Source organism: Stenotrophomonas maltophilia group sp. P373 (assembly GCF_053295075.1).
This window is the reverse complement of record NZ_CM129994.1, coordinates 2826792-2842119: the sequence shown is the minus strand read 5'-3', so window position 1 is coordinate 2842119 and position 15328 is coordinate 2826792. Positions and strand designations below refer to the sequence as shown.

Annotated in this window: 17 protein-coding genes; 10 read left to right on the top strand and 7 right to left on the bottom strand. The window is 66.7% G+C overall.

Going from position 1 to position 15328, the window contains the following annotated elements:
• Positions 1-112: 112 nt before the first annotated feature.
• The 3 genes from ACSYHF_RS13250 to ACSYHF_RS13240 all read left to right on the top strand — a co-directional run bounded on the left by ACSYHF_RS13250 (position 113) and on the right by ACSYHF_RS13240 (position 2785).
• Positions 113-1630: a fumarate hydratase gene (locus ACSYHF_RS13250; RefSeq protein ID WP_005417564.1), complete on the top strand. Its 1518-nt coding sequence runs from the start codon at positions 113-115 to the stop codon at positions 1628-1630.
• 122 nt (positions 1631-1752) lie between these two features.
• A complete protein-coding gene (locus ACSYHF_RS13245; protein ID WP_005417563.1) occupies positions 1753-2091 on the top strand; it encodes a hypothetical protein in 339 nt (112 codons plus the stop codon).
• A gap of 58 nt (positions 2092-2149) precedes the next feature.
• Positions 2150-2785 (top strand): glutathione S-transferase family protein, encoded by a 636-nt coding sequence (locus tag ACSYHF_RS13240; protein ID WP_447575716.1) that lies wholly within the window; start codon positions 2150-2152, stop codon positions 2783-2785.
• A 73-nt stretch (positions 2786-2858) separates the two neighbouring features.
• Here ACSYHF_RS13240 and arsC read toward each other — a convergent pair whose 3' ends face one another.
• The 3 genes from arsC to ACSYHF_RS13225 form a co-directional block, all read right to left on the bottom strand.
• Positions 2859-3200, bottom strand: coding sequence for an arsenate reductase (glutaredoxin) (gene arsC, locus ACSYHF_RS13235; RefSeq protein WP_005417554.1), 342 nt, complete (start codon positions 3198-3200; stop codon positions 2859-2861).
• Entirely contained in the window at positions 3200-4354 is a 1155-nt protein-coding gene (locus ACSYHF_RS13230; RefSeq protein ID WP_005417552.1) for a phospholipase A, read from the bottom strand. The genes arsC and ACSYHF_RS13230 overlap by 1 nt, the downstream gene beginning before the upstream one ends.
• Positions 4355-4472: 118 nt before the next feature.
• A complete protein-coding gene (locus ACSYHF_RS13225) occupies positions 4473-4958 on the bottom strand; it encodes a DUF456 domain-containing protein (protein WP_005417547.1) in 486 nt (161 codons plus the stop codon).
• Positions 4959-5193: 235 nt separating this feature from the next.
• Here ACSYHF_RS13225 and ACSYHF_RS13220 point away from each other — a divergent pair, with 235 nt between their 5' ends.
• Complete coding sequence (locus ACSYHF_RS13220; protein WP_005417546.1) at positions 5194-5403, top strand: cold-shock protein; 210 nt, start codon at positions 5194-5196, stop codon at positions 5401-5403.
• 73 nt (positions 5404-5476) lie between these two features.
• On the opposite strand, the gene ACSYHF_RS13215 is transcribed toward ACSYHF_RS13220, so the two are convergent.
• Positions 5477-5971 carry a glycine zipper 2TM domain-containing protein gene (locus ACSYHF_RS13215; protein WP_005417545.1) on the bottom strand — a complete coding sequence of 165 codons (495 nt, stop codon included), beginning with the start codon at positions 5969-5971 and terminating at the stop codon, positions 5477-5479.
• Between the two features lie 136 nt (positions 5972-6107).
• A complete protein-coding gene (locus tag ACSYHF_RS13210; RefSeq protein WP_005417544.1) occupies positions 6108-6542 on the bottom strand; it encodes a cytochrome c in 435 nt (144 codons plus the stop codon).
• A 79-nt stretch (positions 6543-6621) separates the two neighbouring features.
• Here ACSYHF_RS13210 and ACSYHF_RS13205 point away from each other — a divergent pair, with 79 nt between their 5' ends.
• The gene (locus ACSYHF_RS13205; RefSeq protein WP_005417543.1) at positions 6622-7449 is read left to right on the top strand and encodes a tRNA threonylcarbamoyladenosine dehydratase; all 828 of its coding nucleotides are present in this window, start codon (positions 6622-6624) and stop codon (positions 7447-7449) included.
• Positions 7450-7526: 77 nt separating this feature from the next.
• Here the strand turns inward: ACSYHF_RS13205 and ACSYHF_RS13200 are convergent, their stop codons facing one another.
• Entirely contained in the window at positions 7527-8300 is a 774-nt protein-coding gene (locus ACSYHF_RS13200) for a TatD family hydrolase (RefSeq protein WP_138952032.1), read from the bottom strand.
• On the bottom strand, positions 8297-8512 hold the full coding sequence (locus ACSYHF_RS13195) for a DUF6116 family protein (RefSeq protein ID WP_005417541.1): 216 nt from the start codon (positions 8510-8512) through the stop codon (positions 8297-8299). The genes ACSYHF_RS13200 and ACSYHF_RS13195 overlap by 4 nt, the downstream gene beginning before the upstream one ends.
• A gap of 163 nt (positions 8513-8675) precedes the next feature.
• Between ACSYHF_RS13195 and ACSYHF_RS13190 the strand changes: the two genes are divergently transcribed.
• The 5 genes from ACSYHF_RS13190 (at position 8676) to asnB (ending at position 15306) form a co-directional block, all read left to right on the top strand.
• The gene (locus ACSYHF_RS13190) at positions 8676-9518 is read left to right on the top strand and encodes a glycine zipper 2TM domain-containing protein (RefSeq protein WP_315974226.1); all 843 of its coding nucleotides are present in this window, start codon (positions 8676-8678) and stop codon (positions 9516-9518) included.
• 125 nt (positions 9519-9643) lie between these two features.
• Positions 9644-10186: a GNAT family N-acetyltransferase gene (locus ACSYHF_RS13185; protein WP_447575715.1), complete on the top strand. Its 543-nt coding sequence runs from the start codon at positions 9644-9646 to the stop codon at positions 10184-10186.
• Between the two features lie 175 nt (positions 10187-10361).
• Positions 10362-11018 (top strand): glutathione S-transferase family protein, encoded by a 657-nt coding sequence (locus tag ACSYHF_RS13180; RefSeq protein ID WP_032954328.1) that lies wholly within the window; start codon positions 10362-10364, stop codon positions 11016-11018.
• 61 nt (positions 11019-11079) lie between these two features.
• The gene (locus ACSYHF_RS13175; protein WP_447575714.1) at positions 11080-13359 is read left to right on the top strand and encodes a transketolase C-terminal domain-containing protein; all 2280 of its coding nucleotides are present in this window, start codon (positions 11080-11082) and stop codon (positions 13357-13359) included.
• 3 nt (positions 13360-13362) lie between these two features.
• Positions 13363-15306, top strand: a complete 1944-nt coding sequence (gene asnB / locus ACSYHF_RS13170; RefSeq protein ID WP_005417530.1) for an asparagine synthase (glutamine-hydrolyzing) — start codon at positions 13363-13365, stop codon at positions 15304-15306.
• Positions 15307-15328: the final 22 nt, after the last annotated feature.

Genomic DNA, 15328 nt, shown 5'->3' with positions numbered 1-15328 from the left:
AGAGCGTCGGGGGGAATCTTGCCGGCCAGCGGCCGGCACGACCACCCCGGGGCCGGGGGAGGGGGTAAAATGGGCGGATTACCCCCGCCAGCCTCGAGCAAGCGAGCAAGCCGTGACATCGATCAAGCAGGAAGACCTCATCCAGTCCATCGCCGACGCGCTGCAGTACATCTCGTACTACCACCCGGTCGACTACATAAAGAACCTCGCCGCCGCGTACGAGCGCGAGGAGTCGCCGGCCGCGAAGGAAGCGATGGCCCAGATCCTGATCAATTCGCGGATGTGCGCCGAAGGCCACCGTCCGATCTGCCAGGACACCGGCATCGTCACCGTGTTCCTGGAAATCGGCATGGACGTGCGTTGGGATGACGCCACCATGGGCGTGGAAGACATGGCCAATGAAGGCGTTCGCCGCGCCTACATGCATCCGGACAACAAGCTGCGCGCCTCGGTGCTGGCTGATCCGGCCGGCAAGCGGATCAATACCAAGGACAATACCCCGGGCGTGGTCAACGTCAAGGTGGTGCCGGGCAACAAGGTCGACGTCATCGTTGCCGCCAAGGGCGGTGGTTCGGAAGCGAAGACCAAGTTCGCCATGCTCAACCCGTCCGACTCCATCGTCGACTGGGTGCTGAAGACCGTGCCGACCATGGGCGCCGGCTGGTGCCCGCCGGGCATGCTCGGCATCGGCATCGGTGGCACCGCCGAGAAGGCGATGCTGCTGGCCAAGGAGGCGCTGATGGAACCGATCGACATCACCGAGCTGCAGGCCCGTGGTGCCTCCAACCGCATCGAGGAGCTGCGCCTGGAGCTGTATGAGAAGGTCAATGCGCTGGGCATCGGCGCGCAGGGCTTGGGCGGCCTGACCACTGTGCTGGACATCAAGATCAACGACTATCCGACCCATGCGGCCAACCTGCCGGTGGCGATGATCCCGAACTGCGCCGCCACCCGCCATGCGCACTTCACCCTGGATGGCAGTGGCCCGGTGATGCTGGACCCGCCGTCGCTGGAAGACTGGCCGAAGCTGACCTATGACGCGTCCAAGGGCACCCGCGTGGACCTGGACACGATCACCCCGGAAGACGTGGCCAGCTGGAAGCCGGGCCAGACCCTGCTGCTCAACGGCAAGCTGCTGACGGGTCGCGATGCCGCGCACAAGCGCATGGTCGACATGCTCAACAAGGGCGAGGAGCTGCCGGTCGACCTGAAGGGCCGCTTCATCTATTACGTCGGCCCGGTCGATCCGGTGCGCGACGAAGTGGTGGGCCCGGCCGGCCCGACCACGGCGACCCGCATGGACAAGTTCACCGAGCAGGTGCTGGCGCAGACCGGCCTGCTGGGCATGGTCGGCAAGGCCGAGCGTGGCCCGGCCGCGATCGAGGCGATCAGGAAGCACAAGTCGGCCTACCTGATGGCCGTTGGTGGTTCGGCCTACCTGGTGTCCAAGGCGATCAAGGCGGCCAAGGTCGTTGGTTTCGCCGACCTGGGCATGGAAGCGATCTACGAGTTCACCGTGCAGGACATGCCCGTGACCGTGGCGGTGGATTCCACCGGCGAATCGGTGCACAAGACCGGCCCGCGCGAATGGCAGGCCCGCATCGGCAAGATTCCGGTGGTTGTGGAGTAAGCCCTCCATCCCGGACCAGACAACGGCGCCCCTGTGGCGCCGTTGTTGTGTGGGCAAAAATATTGATGTTCCGGTAGCGGTTGTTCTGCTACGGTCGGAACACCCTCGCACAGGACGTGTCCATGGCCCTGCATCGGTTCATCGTGGTAGGCGTGCTGCTGGCCCTGGCCGGTTGCAGCACCCCGGCGTCATACGAAGGCGCGGATTTCCCAGCATCCGCGCAATGCCGCGTGCAGTGCCAGGCCGGCTATCGCAGCTGCATGGCGCAGAATGACTCCCTCGGCAGCCGCCAGAGCAACTGCGAGCAGCAGGTGGTGCCGGCGCCGGACAAACGCTGCAAGGACGTGGACAATCCGGACCTGCGCCGTGCCTGCGAACTGAAGACGCACGACTGCGCGATGCGCGCGCCGATGATGTCCTGTGGCGAGCGCCGGGATTCCTGCATGAGCAGCTGCGGCTGAGCAACGATCGCGCGCGTGGGCGCATAATCGGCTGATCCCCCTGCACAGGATCTTCCGCATGAGCACCACGCTGTATGGTTCGACCAGTACCGCCGCGCTGGTCGTGCACTGGCTGCTGATCGAGCTCGGCATCGAGCATGAACTGGTGCTGCTGGATTTCGACGCGCGCGAGCACAAGTCGGCGCGGTACCTGGCGCTCAATCCGGCCGGTGTGGTGCCGACACTGTTGATCGATGGCCTGGTACTGACCGAAGCGGCGGCCATCGCCCTGTACCTGGCCGATCGCCACCCGGAGGCCGGCCTGCTCCCGGTACCGGGCACGCCGCAGCGTGGCGATGCCTACCGCTGGATGTTCTGGTGTGCCAATACGCTGCAGCCGGCCTATCGGGCCTGGTTCTATCCGCATGAAATGGCCGGCCAGGCGAACGTCGAGGCCAGCCGCGAGAGGGCGCGTCAGCGGCTCGAAGCGGCCTGGCAGCACGTTGCCGCTCACCTGCAGGCGCACGGCCCGTACCTGCTGGGCGCCACGCCCTGCGTGGTCGACTACATGCTGGTGATGCTGATGCGCTGGTCGCGCAACATGCCCAGGCCCAGTGACACCTGGCCGGTGCTCAAGGCGCATGCCACCTCGATGAAGGCGCGCCTGGCGTTCGCCGAGGTCTACCGCCGCGAAGGCATCACCGACTGGCGGTAACCAAAAAAGGGGACGGAGGGAATTAAGTCGTTTGTGCACAAACGACTTAATTCCCTCCGTCCCCTTTTCCGGGCTACAGGATCTCCAGCACTGTTTCCGGTGGGCGGCACAGCCGCGTGCCCTTGGTCGTGCGCACCACGGGGCGATTGATCAAGCGGGGATGTTCGCTCATCGCCGCCAGCAGCGTGGCGTCGTCGGCGCCGTCCAGGCCCAGTTCGGCGAACAGCGCCTCCTTGCTGCGTACCAGTTCCTGTGCGTGCAGCCGGGATTCGGCCAGTACCTGGCGCAGCGTGGCTGCGTCCGGCGGGTTGCCCAGGTAGTCGATCACCACCGGCTCGAAGCCCGCATCGCGGATCAGTTTCAGTGCGCCGCGCGAGTTGCTGCAGGCCGGGTTGTGCCAGATCGTCACGTCCATCAGAACCACTCCAGCAGAGACACGCCCACACCCACGTAGGTGGCCTTGTGGTTGTAGTCGATCAGGCTTTCGCCGTAGCCGTCGAAGACCTGCACATGGCCACGCAGCAGGTTGCTGATCGGGAAGCCGTAGTCCAGCTGCAGCGCACCGTGCGAACGGCTTCCGGTGCGCAGTGAATGGCGCGCCATCAGCGAGACCTCATGCCCATTGCGGTTCCAGGTCAGGGTAGCGTCGCCGCGGCCCATGTAATCCTCGATGTCCGGATTGTTGTCTTCGCTGCGGCTTTCCGGAATGCGGTACCAGGGACGCAGCACCAGCGCCCAGTTCTCGCGGTCCAGGCCGATGTTGAGCATGACCCGGTTCCAGCTGCGTGACAGCGGGTCGGCGCGGCCATTGGACTGGTGGTTCAGCGCGATGCCGGTCATGCGCCCGCGCCAGCCACCGATCGAGTAGCCGTTGCGGAACACCATCATCACTTCCGGCTCGTAATTGGTTTCGCGGAACGGGCGCGAATCCTCGCTGTTGTAGGCCTGCCAGCGCGAACTCTGGGTGTAGCCGGCCCAGATGTCGCCGTTGTCGCCGAACAGGTTCTCGACGATCTTGGTCTTGAAGCTGATCTGGAACTTCAGCTCGGCACTGTCGAGTACCTGCGGGGTGGTTACGCTGTTGGCCGGGTTCGGCGAGTGCGGCATGGTGTTGCGATCGCTGGTCCAGAAGGCGGGCAGCAGGTACACCGGCTTGTAGGCGCGCAGTTGGAACGGCCCCAGCTTGGAGTCCTCGGCCAGTTCCCAGCGGCTGTCCAGCAGCGAACCGCGGCCGGCGTTGGCCAGCGCGCTGTCCGGCGTCGCCGGGCGGAACAGGTCGCTCACCCGCTCGCGCAGCTTTTCCTCGCCCTGGCTCACGCGCGCGGTCTGCCGTTCTTCGCGGCGGGCCTGTGCAGCCGCTTCGGCGGCAGCATCAGCGGCGGCGGTAGCCTCCGGGGTATGCCCGAACAGGCGGTCATAGCAGGCCAGCCGGGCCGCGTCGGTGGTAATTGCCGCGCAGGCGGCCGGTGAGGTATCGGCGGTAGGCGCGAACTCCTGCGCAGCCAGCGGTGCACTGGCCAGGGCAAGCGCCAGCGGCGCCAGACGGGGAGACAGCGTGGGGAGGGTCATTGCAGCAGGCCCTTCGATGAATTCGGGAATCACACAGTGTGGCGGCTGTGCCGGATCGCGGCCAGCCCCACGGTTTATGCACGGTCACAGCGTGCGCGTGGCGTGAAGGCCCGGTGGCTCAGAAGAACCAGGCGAACGCGAACAGGCCCAGCATCGCGATCACGACCGCCAGTTTCAGTGCCAGGCCAAGCAGGATGCCGAGCCAGGTGGCCAGACCGACCCTGGTCGAGCGGCCGAGTTCGCGGGTGTGCCAGTACTCGCCGAGCAGGGCACCGACCAGCGGTCCGGCGAACAGGCCGATGGGCATGAAGAACAGGCCGACGATGCTGCCGACGAAGGTTCCCCACAGCGCCTTGCGGCTGGCACCGACACGCTGCGCGCCGACCACCGTGGCCAGCACGTCCACCAGCAGCGAAAGCAGGGTCAGTACCCCAAGCGCGACCAGGGTAGGCCAGCCGACGTGGGCAAAGCCGTCGGCCCAGGCGGCCAGCAGCAGTCCGATGAACACCAGCGGGATGCCCGGGAGGGCCGGCAGGATGATGCCGGCGATGCCTATCAGGACAAAAATGACCGCTAGCAGATACAAGATGAATGAGAGTCCCATGCTGTCCCGTATGGAGTCCGTTTTGGGGTTGACAGTGAAAGATTTTGCCAGTTGCTTTTTCGTTTTGGCCGGGTTAAGTTGCAGTCGCTGAGCTTGGCAAGGTCACCGTGGATCGTGGCCTGATGAAGCAAGATCTTCCCGATCCGCTGCATCGATGCACCTCGCTTCCCCCTTGCTTGTCAGCCGCCCACCAGGCGTTTCCAACAACAAGAGAGAGTCAAAGGGAGTTAGTGAGATGGCTGATCGCGAGACCGGTACCGTAAAGTGGTTCAATGATGCGAAGGGCTTCGGCTTCATCAGCCGGCAGAATGGCGAGGACGTGTTCGTGCACTTCCGCGCCATCGAGACCCAGGGCTTCAAGAGCCTCAAGGAAGGCCAGAGTGTGAGCTTTGAAGTCGTGCAGGGCCAGAAGGGCCTGCAGGCTGACAAGGTCCAGCCGATGTAACACCTGCCGTCCGTCGGCATGAAAAAAGGCCCGCGCAAGCGGGCCTTTTTCTTTGCCTTTGGCCCGCTGCAGGTCAGCGCAGGATGACCTTGCCGTTGACCACGCGCACATAGGTGTTCTCACGGATGCCACCCAGGTCACGCTGGTTGACCACGATGGTGCGGCCATCATCCATGCGCACGCTGATGTCGTAGGTATCGCTGGTCACATTCTTCTGGATCTGGTTGCCGGCCAGGGCGCCACCGACTGCGCCTGCAGCGGCGGCAATGTTCTTGTTGCCACGGCTGCCACCGGTGTGGTCGGAGATTTCATGGCCGGCCACGGCGCCAACGATGCCGCCGAGGATCGCGCCGGTCGCGCTGGGTGCGGTGCGGCCCGAGGGCACGGTGTTGATGCGGGTGACGATGCCACAGTCCGCGCAGCGGCCCTGGTTGTAGCCGCCGTTGTTGCCGTAGCCGCCGTTGTTGTAGCCGTTGTTGTAACCACCGCCACTGTAACCGGGCGAGGTGGCACAACCGGCCAGCGCGAGGGTAGCGATGGCGCTGGCGGCGATGAGCTGGATCTTCATGGGGCGTCTCCTGGCCGTGAAGGCGGGTATGTTGGGTGGTACTGCGTCATGCAGCAGGGTGGACGAATCCTCTCCCTTCGAACGTGAACAACGCGCCAACCACGCACCCGATGCCCGGCTGCAGGATGAACGCGCCTCAGCGGAAATCCTGGTGGCAGGCCCGGCAATCGGCCTGCAGCGTTTCCACGAGCTGGGCCAAGGCCCTGCAGTCGCCTGGCGGTGCAGCCAGCGCCGTGTTGAGGTTGCCGCGAAGTCGGCTGGCGTGCTGCTGGAACTGCGTGCTGTCCTTCAGCCCGGGAAACGCCAGGTCCAGGTCATTGGACAACAGGCGTAGCGCCTGCAGCCGCGGCACGCTGTCGGCCAGGCTGCAGCGGTTCTGCTGCTGGGCCCGCTGCAGCAGCTGCGACTGCCGCTGCATCACCTGCATCAGGCTGTCCGGGAACGGGTCGCGACGCGCCTGCAGGGCGCGGCCTACCATCACCGTGGCGACCAGGCCGATCAGCAGGCCCAGGCACAGTACGAACAGGTAGCGATGGGCAGGGGACAGGCGGCGGGGCGGGCTGGCGTTCATGCGGGCTCTCCGGGCGTGCAACGGTGGGTTCGACGTCGGCGTGCTTTGGGCGCTGGCACCTGCACGTTAAAATAGCCCGATGAACGAACAGGTCAAACAACGCTTTGCCGGCATCGAACGGCTGTATGGCGTGGGTGCGCTCGAGCGCCTGCAGGGCAGCCGCGTGGCGGTGGTCGGCATGGGCGGCGTCGGCTCGTGGGTGGTGGAGGCGCTGGCCCGTTCGGCGGTCGGTCATCTCACCCTGATCGATGCCGACGACATCTGCGTGTCCAACACCAACCGGCAGCTGCCGGCGATGGAAGGCAATTACGGGCGCAACAAGGCCGAGGCGATGGCCGAGCGCTGCCGTGCGATCAATCCGGGGATCGACGTCGATGCCGTGCAGGCATTCCTGACGATGTCCAACATGGCTGAGCTGCTGGACCGCGGGTTCGATCTGGTGATCGATGCCTGCGACAGCTTCCGGGTCAAGGTCGAGACGATCGCCTGGTGCCGCCGCCGCAAGCTGCCGCTGCTGACCGTCGGCGCTGCCGGTGGCCGCACCGACCCGACCCTGGTACGTATCCGCGACGTCTCGCGAACCGAGCACGACGCCATGCTGGCGCTGATCCGCAAGAAGCTGCGCAGCGAGTTCAACTTCCCGAAGAACGCCAAGCGCTATTTCGGCGTGCCGGCCGTGTATTCGCTGGAGAATGTGAAGTACCCGCAGGCCGATGGCAGCGTCTGCGGCATTCGTCCGAACCTGGGTGCCGATGCGGCGTTGAAGCTGGACTGCGGCGCCGGTCTGGGCGCGGCGACCCACATCACCGGCGCGTTCGCCTTTGCGGCGGTGGGCAAGGCGCTTGAGATGCTGCTGGAGCCGAAGAAGGCGAAAACCGAGGTGACCGAGGCCTACGCCGACGCGTGACGGTGGTGCCGGCCGCTGGCCGGCATCGGGTTCGTCGCCGTCGTTACAGCGTGCCGGCCAAGGTCGGGCCCCCGCCGTCACATTGCCGGCAGCGCGAACAGCCGCCGTGCATTCTCTGTCGTGGCCTGTGCCAGGGCCTCCAGCTCCATTCCGCGCAGCGCGGCCACGTGCCGGGCAATGGTTGCCAGCCGTGCCGGTTCGTTGCGCTGGCCGCGGACCCCTGCGTCGGGCTGGTCGGGCGCGTCGGTTTCCAGCAGCAGCTGCTCCAGCGGCATCCCGCGTACCAGCCGTTGCAGGCGCTGCGCCCGCTCGTAGGTCAGCGGACCGCCAAGGCCCAGCAGGAAGCCGTGCCTGTGCAGTTGCGCGGCCTGTTCAGGGCTGCCGGAAAAACTGTGCACCACGCCGCGCAGGCCGCCGACGCGACGGATCGCGGCGATCACCGCATCCACCGCGCGTCGCGCGTGCACGATCACCGGCAGATCGAATTCTCGGGCCAGTTCCAGCTGGCCGATGAAATACGCCTGTTGAGCCTCGGCATCCAGTCCTTCGACGAAGAAGTCGAGGCCGCATTCGCCGATCGCGCAGGGGCGTTCGCGCTCGATCCACTCGCGCAGCAGTGGCAGGTGCCCAGGCTGGTGATCGGCCAGGAACATCGGGTGCAGGCCGAAGGCCGGGTACAGCCCGGGCGCCTGCTGGCAGACCTCGCGCAGTTTCGGCCAGCTGGCAGCGGTGACCGCTGGCACCACCTGTTGGCGCACACCCACGGCCTGCGCCCGCTCGATCACCGCGGCACGGTCAGGGTCGAACGCGCTCGCGTCGAGATGACAGTGGCTGTCGACCAGCACGCTCAACGCTGTTCCAGCGGCGGTGGCGTGGTGGCGTTGCGGCTCTTCCAGTTCGCCAGCAGCAGCGTGCCGAAGCCCAGCACCAGCTCATCGATGAACGGGATCGGGTCCGGGATGAACAGCGTCAGCACGAACAGGCCGGCGGTGAGCTTGAACAGGGTGGGGTAGCGCAGCCGGCGCGCCCATTGCAGTACTGGCAGCAGCATCGGGTTGGCCATGGCGGGGATCCTCGTGGGGAATATGCAAACGCTACCACGGGCCCTGCATTTCCCGATGCTGAATGGGTTACAGCAATGAGCAGGAAATGTGGAGATTCCGTTCAGGCAGCGCGTGCTGCAATCTGTCCCGAGAACGTTGCGGATGGTCCGCAAGGAGCAGGTCATGAAAAGCACAACTACAACTGTCCTGGTCGCAGCGGGCGCGCTGCTGGTTGGTGGCATCGCCACCGCCGCCTTCATGAAGAGTGGCGACCGCTCGCCCGACTCCATCAGCGCCGCAACCCCCAATGGCGAGTCGCGCCTGGTTGATGGCAACGCCACCGACGATGGCGTGCGTGGTGACCAGCTCGACCCGTCCGCGCCGCGCGGGCTGGAATATGCCGATGTGCTGAAGGTCGACCCGATCACCGAGAAGCAGAAGGCCTATGCCACCGTGATCGGCACCGATCCGGTGCGTGAGATCTCCACCACCCAGACCCCGCACGAGGTCTGCCAGGACGTGACGGTGCAGGAACGCCTGCCGGAGCGTGATGGCAACGTTGGCGGTACCGTGGTTGGCGCGGTGGTGGGTGGCCTGCTCGGCAACCAGGTCGGTGGCGGCAACGGCAAGAAGGCCGCGACCGCAGCCGGTGCGGTGGCCGGTGGCTTGATCGGCAACCAGATCGACAAGCGCCACGTGGGCGGCCGCGTGGTCAACCGCACCGAGCGCCAGTGCCACACCGAAACCGCAACGTCCGAGTCGAGCCGCGTCACCGGTTACAACGTGACCTATCGCAACGAAGACGGCACCACCGGCACCATGCGCATGGCCAGCAAGCCGGGCAGCCGCATCGCCATGGGTACCAATGATGTGGTGAAGGGCTACAACGTGACCTATCGCTATGATGGCGCCGAGAAGACTGTGCGCATGGACAACAAGCCGGCCAGCGATCGCCTGCCGGTGGTCGATGGCCAGCTGGTCACGCAGACCGCTGCTGCCGGCGCCACGGCGGCCACGCGCCAGTAATCCAGAACATCCTGCTGCACCCGACGGGCCGGCTCATGCCGGCCCGTTTCGTTGTGCGCACGGGCATTCATCCGTGGGCAAAGGGAATCGACCATGATGGACGCCCCCTTCGACAAGGAGTCGGCATGAGCATCTTCGACCTGCGCCTGGAAACCGAGCGGCTGATCCTGCGCCCGCTGCTGCGCGAGGACTACGAACCGTACCTGGCATTCTGTGCCGACGAGGAAACGATGCGCACCCTGGGGGGTGTTCAACCGCCCTCGGTGGCATGGCGCGGCTTCTGCAGCCTGGCCGGCGCCTGGCAGCTGTTCGGCTTCTCGATGTTCAGCGTGATCGAGAAATCCAGCGGTGACTGGATCGGCCGGATGGGAGCGTGGCAGCCGCAGGACTGGCCTGGAACCGAGGTCGGTTGGGGTATTCGGCATGCCAGCTGGGGCCGGGGCTATGCACCGGAAGCGGCGGTTGCTGCCATCGACTGGGCATTTGACACGCTGGGCTGGGACGAGGTGATCCACACCATCGCCGAGAACAACGACAACTCGAGGGCGGTCGCGCGCAAGCTGGGCAGCACGCTGCTGCGCATGGGAGAGCTGCCGCCGCCGTACAACGACAAGCCGATGCAGATCTGGGGCCAGTCGCGAGAACAGTGGCGGCAGCGCGTGCGCTGAGCGTTGCCGGTAGTGCCGGCCGCTGGCCGGCAACCTCGATGTGGCAGGATTCGTGCGATTGCCGGCCAGCGGCCAGCGTTACCGTGGTGTCATGCTGCATCCGCGCTTGGCATTCACCGGCGGGCTTGCCAGACTGCGTGCAGCTGGCCGCCGGCCGGATCCGAGGAAGCAGGCAATGGTGGAAGAGCGCGTCCCGTTGACGGTGCATGGCATGTCGGTGTCCGGCAATTGCCACAAGGTCCGCCTGCTGCTGGAGCAGCTCGGCAGCCGCTACCGCTGGGTGGAAGTGGACAGTGCCCATGGCCAGACCCACACCGCCGAGTTCCTTGCGCTCAATCCCAACGCCAAGGTGCCGTTGATCGTCCGCGACGATGGCCGCGTGTTGACTGAATCCAATGCGATCCTGTTCTGGTTGGCCGAAGGGACGCCCTACCTGCCTACCGACGGTTGGGAACGCGCGCAGGCATTGAGCTGGATGTTCTTCGAGCAGTACACGCACGAGCCATGCGTGGCGGTAGCGCGCTTCATCCGCGGCTGGACACCGCCCGATTCACCGCGCCGTGCTGAACTGCCACGCCTGCACGAGCGCGCCGCCACCGCGCTGGCGGTGATGGAGCAGCACCTGCGCGAAGCGCAGTGGTTCACCGGCAGCGCATACGGTATCGCCGACATTGCGCTGTTCGCCTATACCGACGTCGCAGGCGAGGGCGGCATCAGCCTGGCGCCCTTCCCGGAAGTGCGCGCCTGGCTGCAGCGCGTGCGCGCGCAGCCGCGCTTCGTGGCGATGCCAGCGGTGACCGCCGAGGTGCGCGCGCGCTTCGAGGCTGCCTGATCCCACAGGGTAGCGCCCGGCGTTGCCGGGTGGAATGCAACAACGACACGGAGGGTGTTCGATGTTTGCTGTGGTCCCAGATCCGATTCCTGCGCGCATGCGCGTGCTCAACCGCGCCGAAGTGTGCGACGCCAATTTCCTCGATGCGGTGCGTGGCTGGCGAGGCACACCGCGCGCACGTCCTGCACCGGACGCGCCGATCCTGCCGGGCAGCTCGCTCAGCGCTGCGGCCTTCGGTGAGCTGTTCGATTCCCAGCTGGCCAGCCGCCAGCTGGACCTGATGGCGCGCGTATTGCGCGTGCAGAACAAGGTCTTCTATACCATCGGGTCGTCCGGCCATGAAGGCAACGCGCTGCTGGCGCGGGCCTGCCGGCATACCGACCCCGCATTCCTGCACTATCGCTCCGGCGCCTTCATGGTCGAGCGCTCGCGCCAGGTGCCGGGCATCGACCCGTTGCGCGATGCGGCGCTTTCATTCGCGGCCAGCGCCGATGACCCGGCCAGTGGCGGCCGGCACAAGGTGTGGGGCAGCAAGCCATTGTGGGTATTGCCGCAGACCTCGACCATCGCCTCGCACCTGCCGAAAGCGCTGGGCACCGCGCTGGCCATCGAGAGTGGCAAGCGGCTGGGCCATGCGCTTCCCATTCCGGCCGACAGCATCGTGCTGTGCTCGTTCGGCGACGCCTCGGCCAACCATGCCACTGCGCAGACCGCATTCAACACCGCGATGTGGGCGGCCTACCAGAAACTGCCGGCGCCAATCCTGTTCGTCTGCGAGGACAACGGGCTGGGCATCTCGGTGAAGACGCCGGACGGCTGGATTGCCGAGCGCTTCAGCCACCAGCCAGGGCTGGACTATTTCTTTGCCGATGGCCTCGACCTGGCCACTGGGCACGCCCAGGTGCAGGCCGCAGTGGACCACTGCCGGCGGACGCGGCGACCGACCTTCCTGCATCTGCGCACCACGCGCCTGATGGGCCACGCCGGCACCGACTTCGAGGTGGAATGGCGTGCATTGCCGGAATTGTGCGCGGCCGAGGCACAGGATCCGCTGTTGCGCTCGGCGCAGATCGCGCTGGAATCGGGCTGGATGGATGCAGGCGCCATCGAAGTGGCCTACGAGACGATGCGCGCGCGCTGCATGGCCGCCGCTGCCGATGCCGAAGGCCGTGCGAAGCTGCAGTCGCTGCAGGAGGTCATGGCGCCATTGGCACCCTATACGCCCGCAGCGGTGCAGGCCGAAGCCCGGCGCGAGGTCGCCGACGAAGCGCGCGAGGCACTCTATGGCCGTACCGAGGCCTTGCCGGAACGACAGGCGCCACGGCATCTCGCGATCCAGATCAACCACGGCCTGCTGGAACTGCTTGCGAAGTATCCGCAGAGCCTGCTGTTCGGCGAGGACGTGGCTCAGAAGGGCGGTGTCTACACTGTCACCAAGGATCTGCTGCGCCGCTTCGGTCCACGCCGGGTGTTCAACACGCTGCTGGATGAAACCATGATCCTGGGCATGGCGCAGGGCCTGGCCAACCTGGGCATGCTGCCGATTCCGGAGATCCAGTACCTGGCCTACCTGCACAACGCCATCGACCAGCTGCGTGGTGAAGCCTGTTCGCTGCAGTTCTTCTCCAACGACCAGTACCGCAACCCGATGCTGGTGCGGGTGGCCGGGCTGGGCTATCAGAAGGGTTTCGGCGGGCACTTCCACAACGACAACTCGATCACCGCGTTGCGCGACATCCCCGGGCTGGTGGTCGGCTGCCCCTCGCGCGGCGACGATGCGGTGATGATGCTGCGCACGCTGGCCGCATTGGCGCGGGTGGATGGGCGCGTGGCGGTGTTCCTGGAGCCGATCGCGCTGTACATGAGCAAGGACCTGCACGAAGCAGGGGATGGCCAGTGGCTGTTCGACTACCCGGCACAGGGCCAGGCGCTGGTGCCGGGCGAGGGCCGGGTGTATGCACCGGAGGCCGGAGACCTGGTGATCTACACCTATGGCAATGGCGTGCCGATGGCGTTGCGCGCGGCGCGGGCGATCGAGCAGCAGCTGGGCTGGCAGGCGCGGGTGGTCGACCTGCGCTGGCTGGTACCGTTGGATGCCGGCTTCATCGCGGCCCAGGCCGCGAGCGCGCGGCGGGTGCTGGTGCTGGACGAAGGCCGCCACAGCGGCGGAGTGGGTGAGGGCGTGGTCACGGCACTGGTCGAGGCCGGCTTTGGTCACCTGCCGCTGCGCCGCGTCTGTGGCGCCGACACCTACACGCCACTGGCAGGGGCAGCAATGTTCGGGCTTCCAAGCGACAATGCGGTGATTGGCGCCGCCCTCGACCTGGCGCAGGAACCCTGATGCATGTGTGGATTGGCGGGAATGTTGTTGCCGGCGCCGCTGGCGTCGGCCGAGGCGCTGCAGGCGCAGGCGCTGGCCATGGGCCAGGCGCTGCACCATCGCGGGCCGGATGATGGCGGCAGCTGGGTCGATGCCGAGGCGGGCATCGCGCTGGCGCATCGACGCCTGAGCATCCTCGACCTGTCCCCGCTGGGCCACCAGCCGATGGCCTCGGCGGACGGCCGCTACGTGATGGCCTACAACGGCGAGGTCTACAATTTCGCGGCCCTGCGTGAACAGCTGGAGCCGCTGGGGTACACCTTCCGCGGCCATTCCGACACCGAAGTACTGCTGGCGGCGATCCTGCAGTGGGGCGTCGAAGACACCCTGCAGCGCTGCAACGGCATGTTCGCCATCGCGCTGTGGGACCGTCAGGATCGTTGCCTGTGGCTGGCCCGCGACCGCGTCGGCAAGAAGCCGCTGTACTACGGCTGGGCCGGCGACACGCTGGTGTTCGGTTCGGAACTGAAGGCGCTCTGGCAACATCCGGCGTTCGACAACGACATCGACCGCGATGCGCTCACCTTGCTGCTGCGGCTGGATTACATCCCGGCGCCGCACAGCATCCACCAGCGCTGCTACAAGCTGATGCCGGGCCGAGTGCTGCGGCTGGATGCAGCGGCTGTGGCCGCAGGCGCCGCGGCACACCGCCCGGAGCAGGCGCAGCGCCCGTACTGGGATGCGCGCGCACGCATGCAGGCGGCGTTGGCCGCCCCGTTCCAGGGCCGCATCGAGGAGGCCGAGGAACAGCTGGATACGCTGCTGCGCGATGCGGTGGCGCTGCGCATGGTGGCCGACGTGCCGGTCGGCGTATTCCTGTCCGGCGGCACGGACTCATCGCTGGTGGCAGCGCTGATGCAGGCGCAGAGCGGGCAGCCGGTGCATAGTTTCAGCATCGGCTTCACCGACTCGGGACATGACGAAGCTCCGCTGGCCAGGGAGCTGGCGGCTCATCTCGGCTGTGATCACACCGAGTTGTACGTCAGTGGCGCCGACGCGCTGGCGGTGGTGCCGCAGTTGCCGGCGATGTTCGATGAACCTTTTGCCGATGCGTCGCAGGTGCCGACCGCGCTGGTGGCACGGCTGGCACGGCAGGGCGTGACCGTCGCGCTGTCCGGCGACGGTGGCGATGAGCTGTTCTTCGGCTACACCCGCTATGTACGCGCGCTGCGCAACTGGCAGATGCTCGGACGCGTGCCGGGGCCGCTGCGGCGCTGGATGGGCGCACGCTCGCAGCAGCAGGGCGAGGCCTCGCGGACCGGTGGCCTGGCGGCGCTGCTGGCCGAGACAGGCGCACGTGGCATCGGCGACGTCTACCGCAACCGCATCTCGCGCTGGCGCGACCCTGCCGCGGCGGTACCCGGTGCGCAGGCGGCCGGCAGCTTCTACGACCTGGCCGATCCGCTGCACGGCGCGGGGACACCGGCTGACGCGATGATGCTGGCCGATTTCGTGACCTACCTGCCCGATGACCTGTTGTGCAAGGTCGACCGGACCTCGATGGCGGTCAGCCTGGAGGCGCGCGCGCCATTGCTGGACTGGCGCGTGGCCGAGTTCGCCTGGTCGCTGCCGCTGGGCTTCAAGCGCAGTGAGACGACCAGCAAGGTGCTGCTCAAGCGCGTGCTGGGCCGTTACGTGCCGCATTCAATGGTGCACCGTCCCAAGCGCGGTTTTGGCGCACCGGTCAGTGACTGGTTGAAGGGCGACCTGCGACCCTGGGCAGAGGACCTGCTGCAGCCGGCGCGGCTGGAGCGTGAGGGCGTGCTGTCGGCGGCGGCGGTGCAGCCGCTGTGGCAGCAGTTCCTGGGGGGGCAGCGCAAGTGGCATACCCACTTGTGGAACGTGCTGATGTTCCAGGCCTGGCAGGCGCATTGGCGGCAGGCGCGGACCGGCGTGACCGGCGGCTGATCTTCACCGGATGGCACGGGCC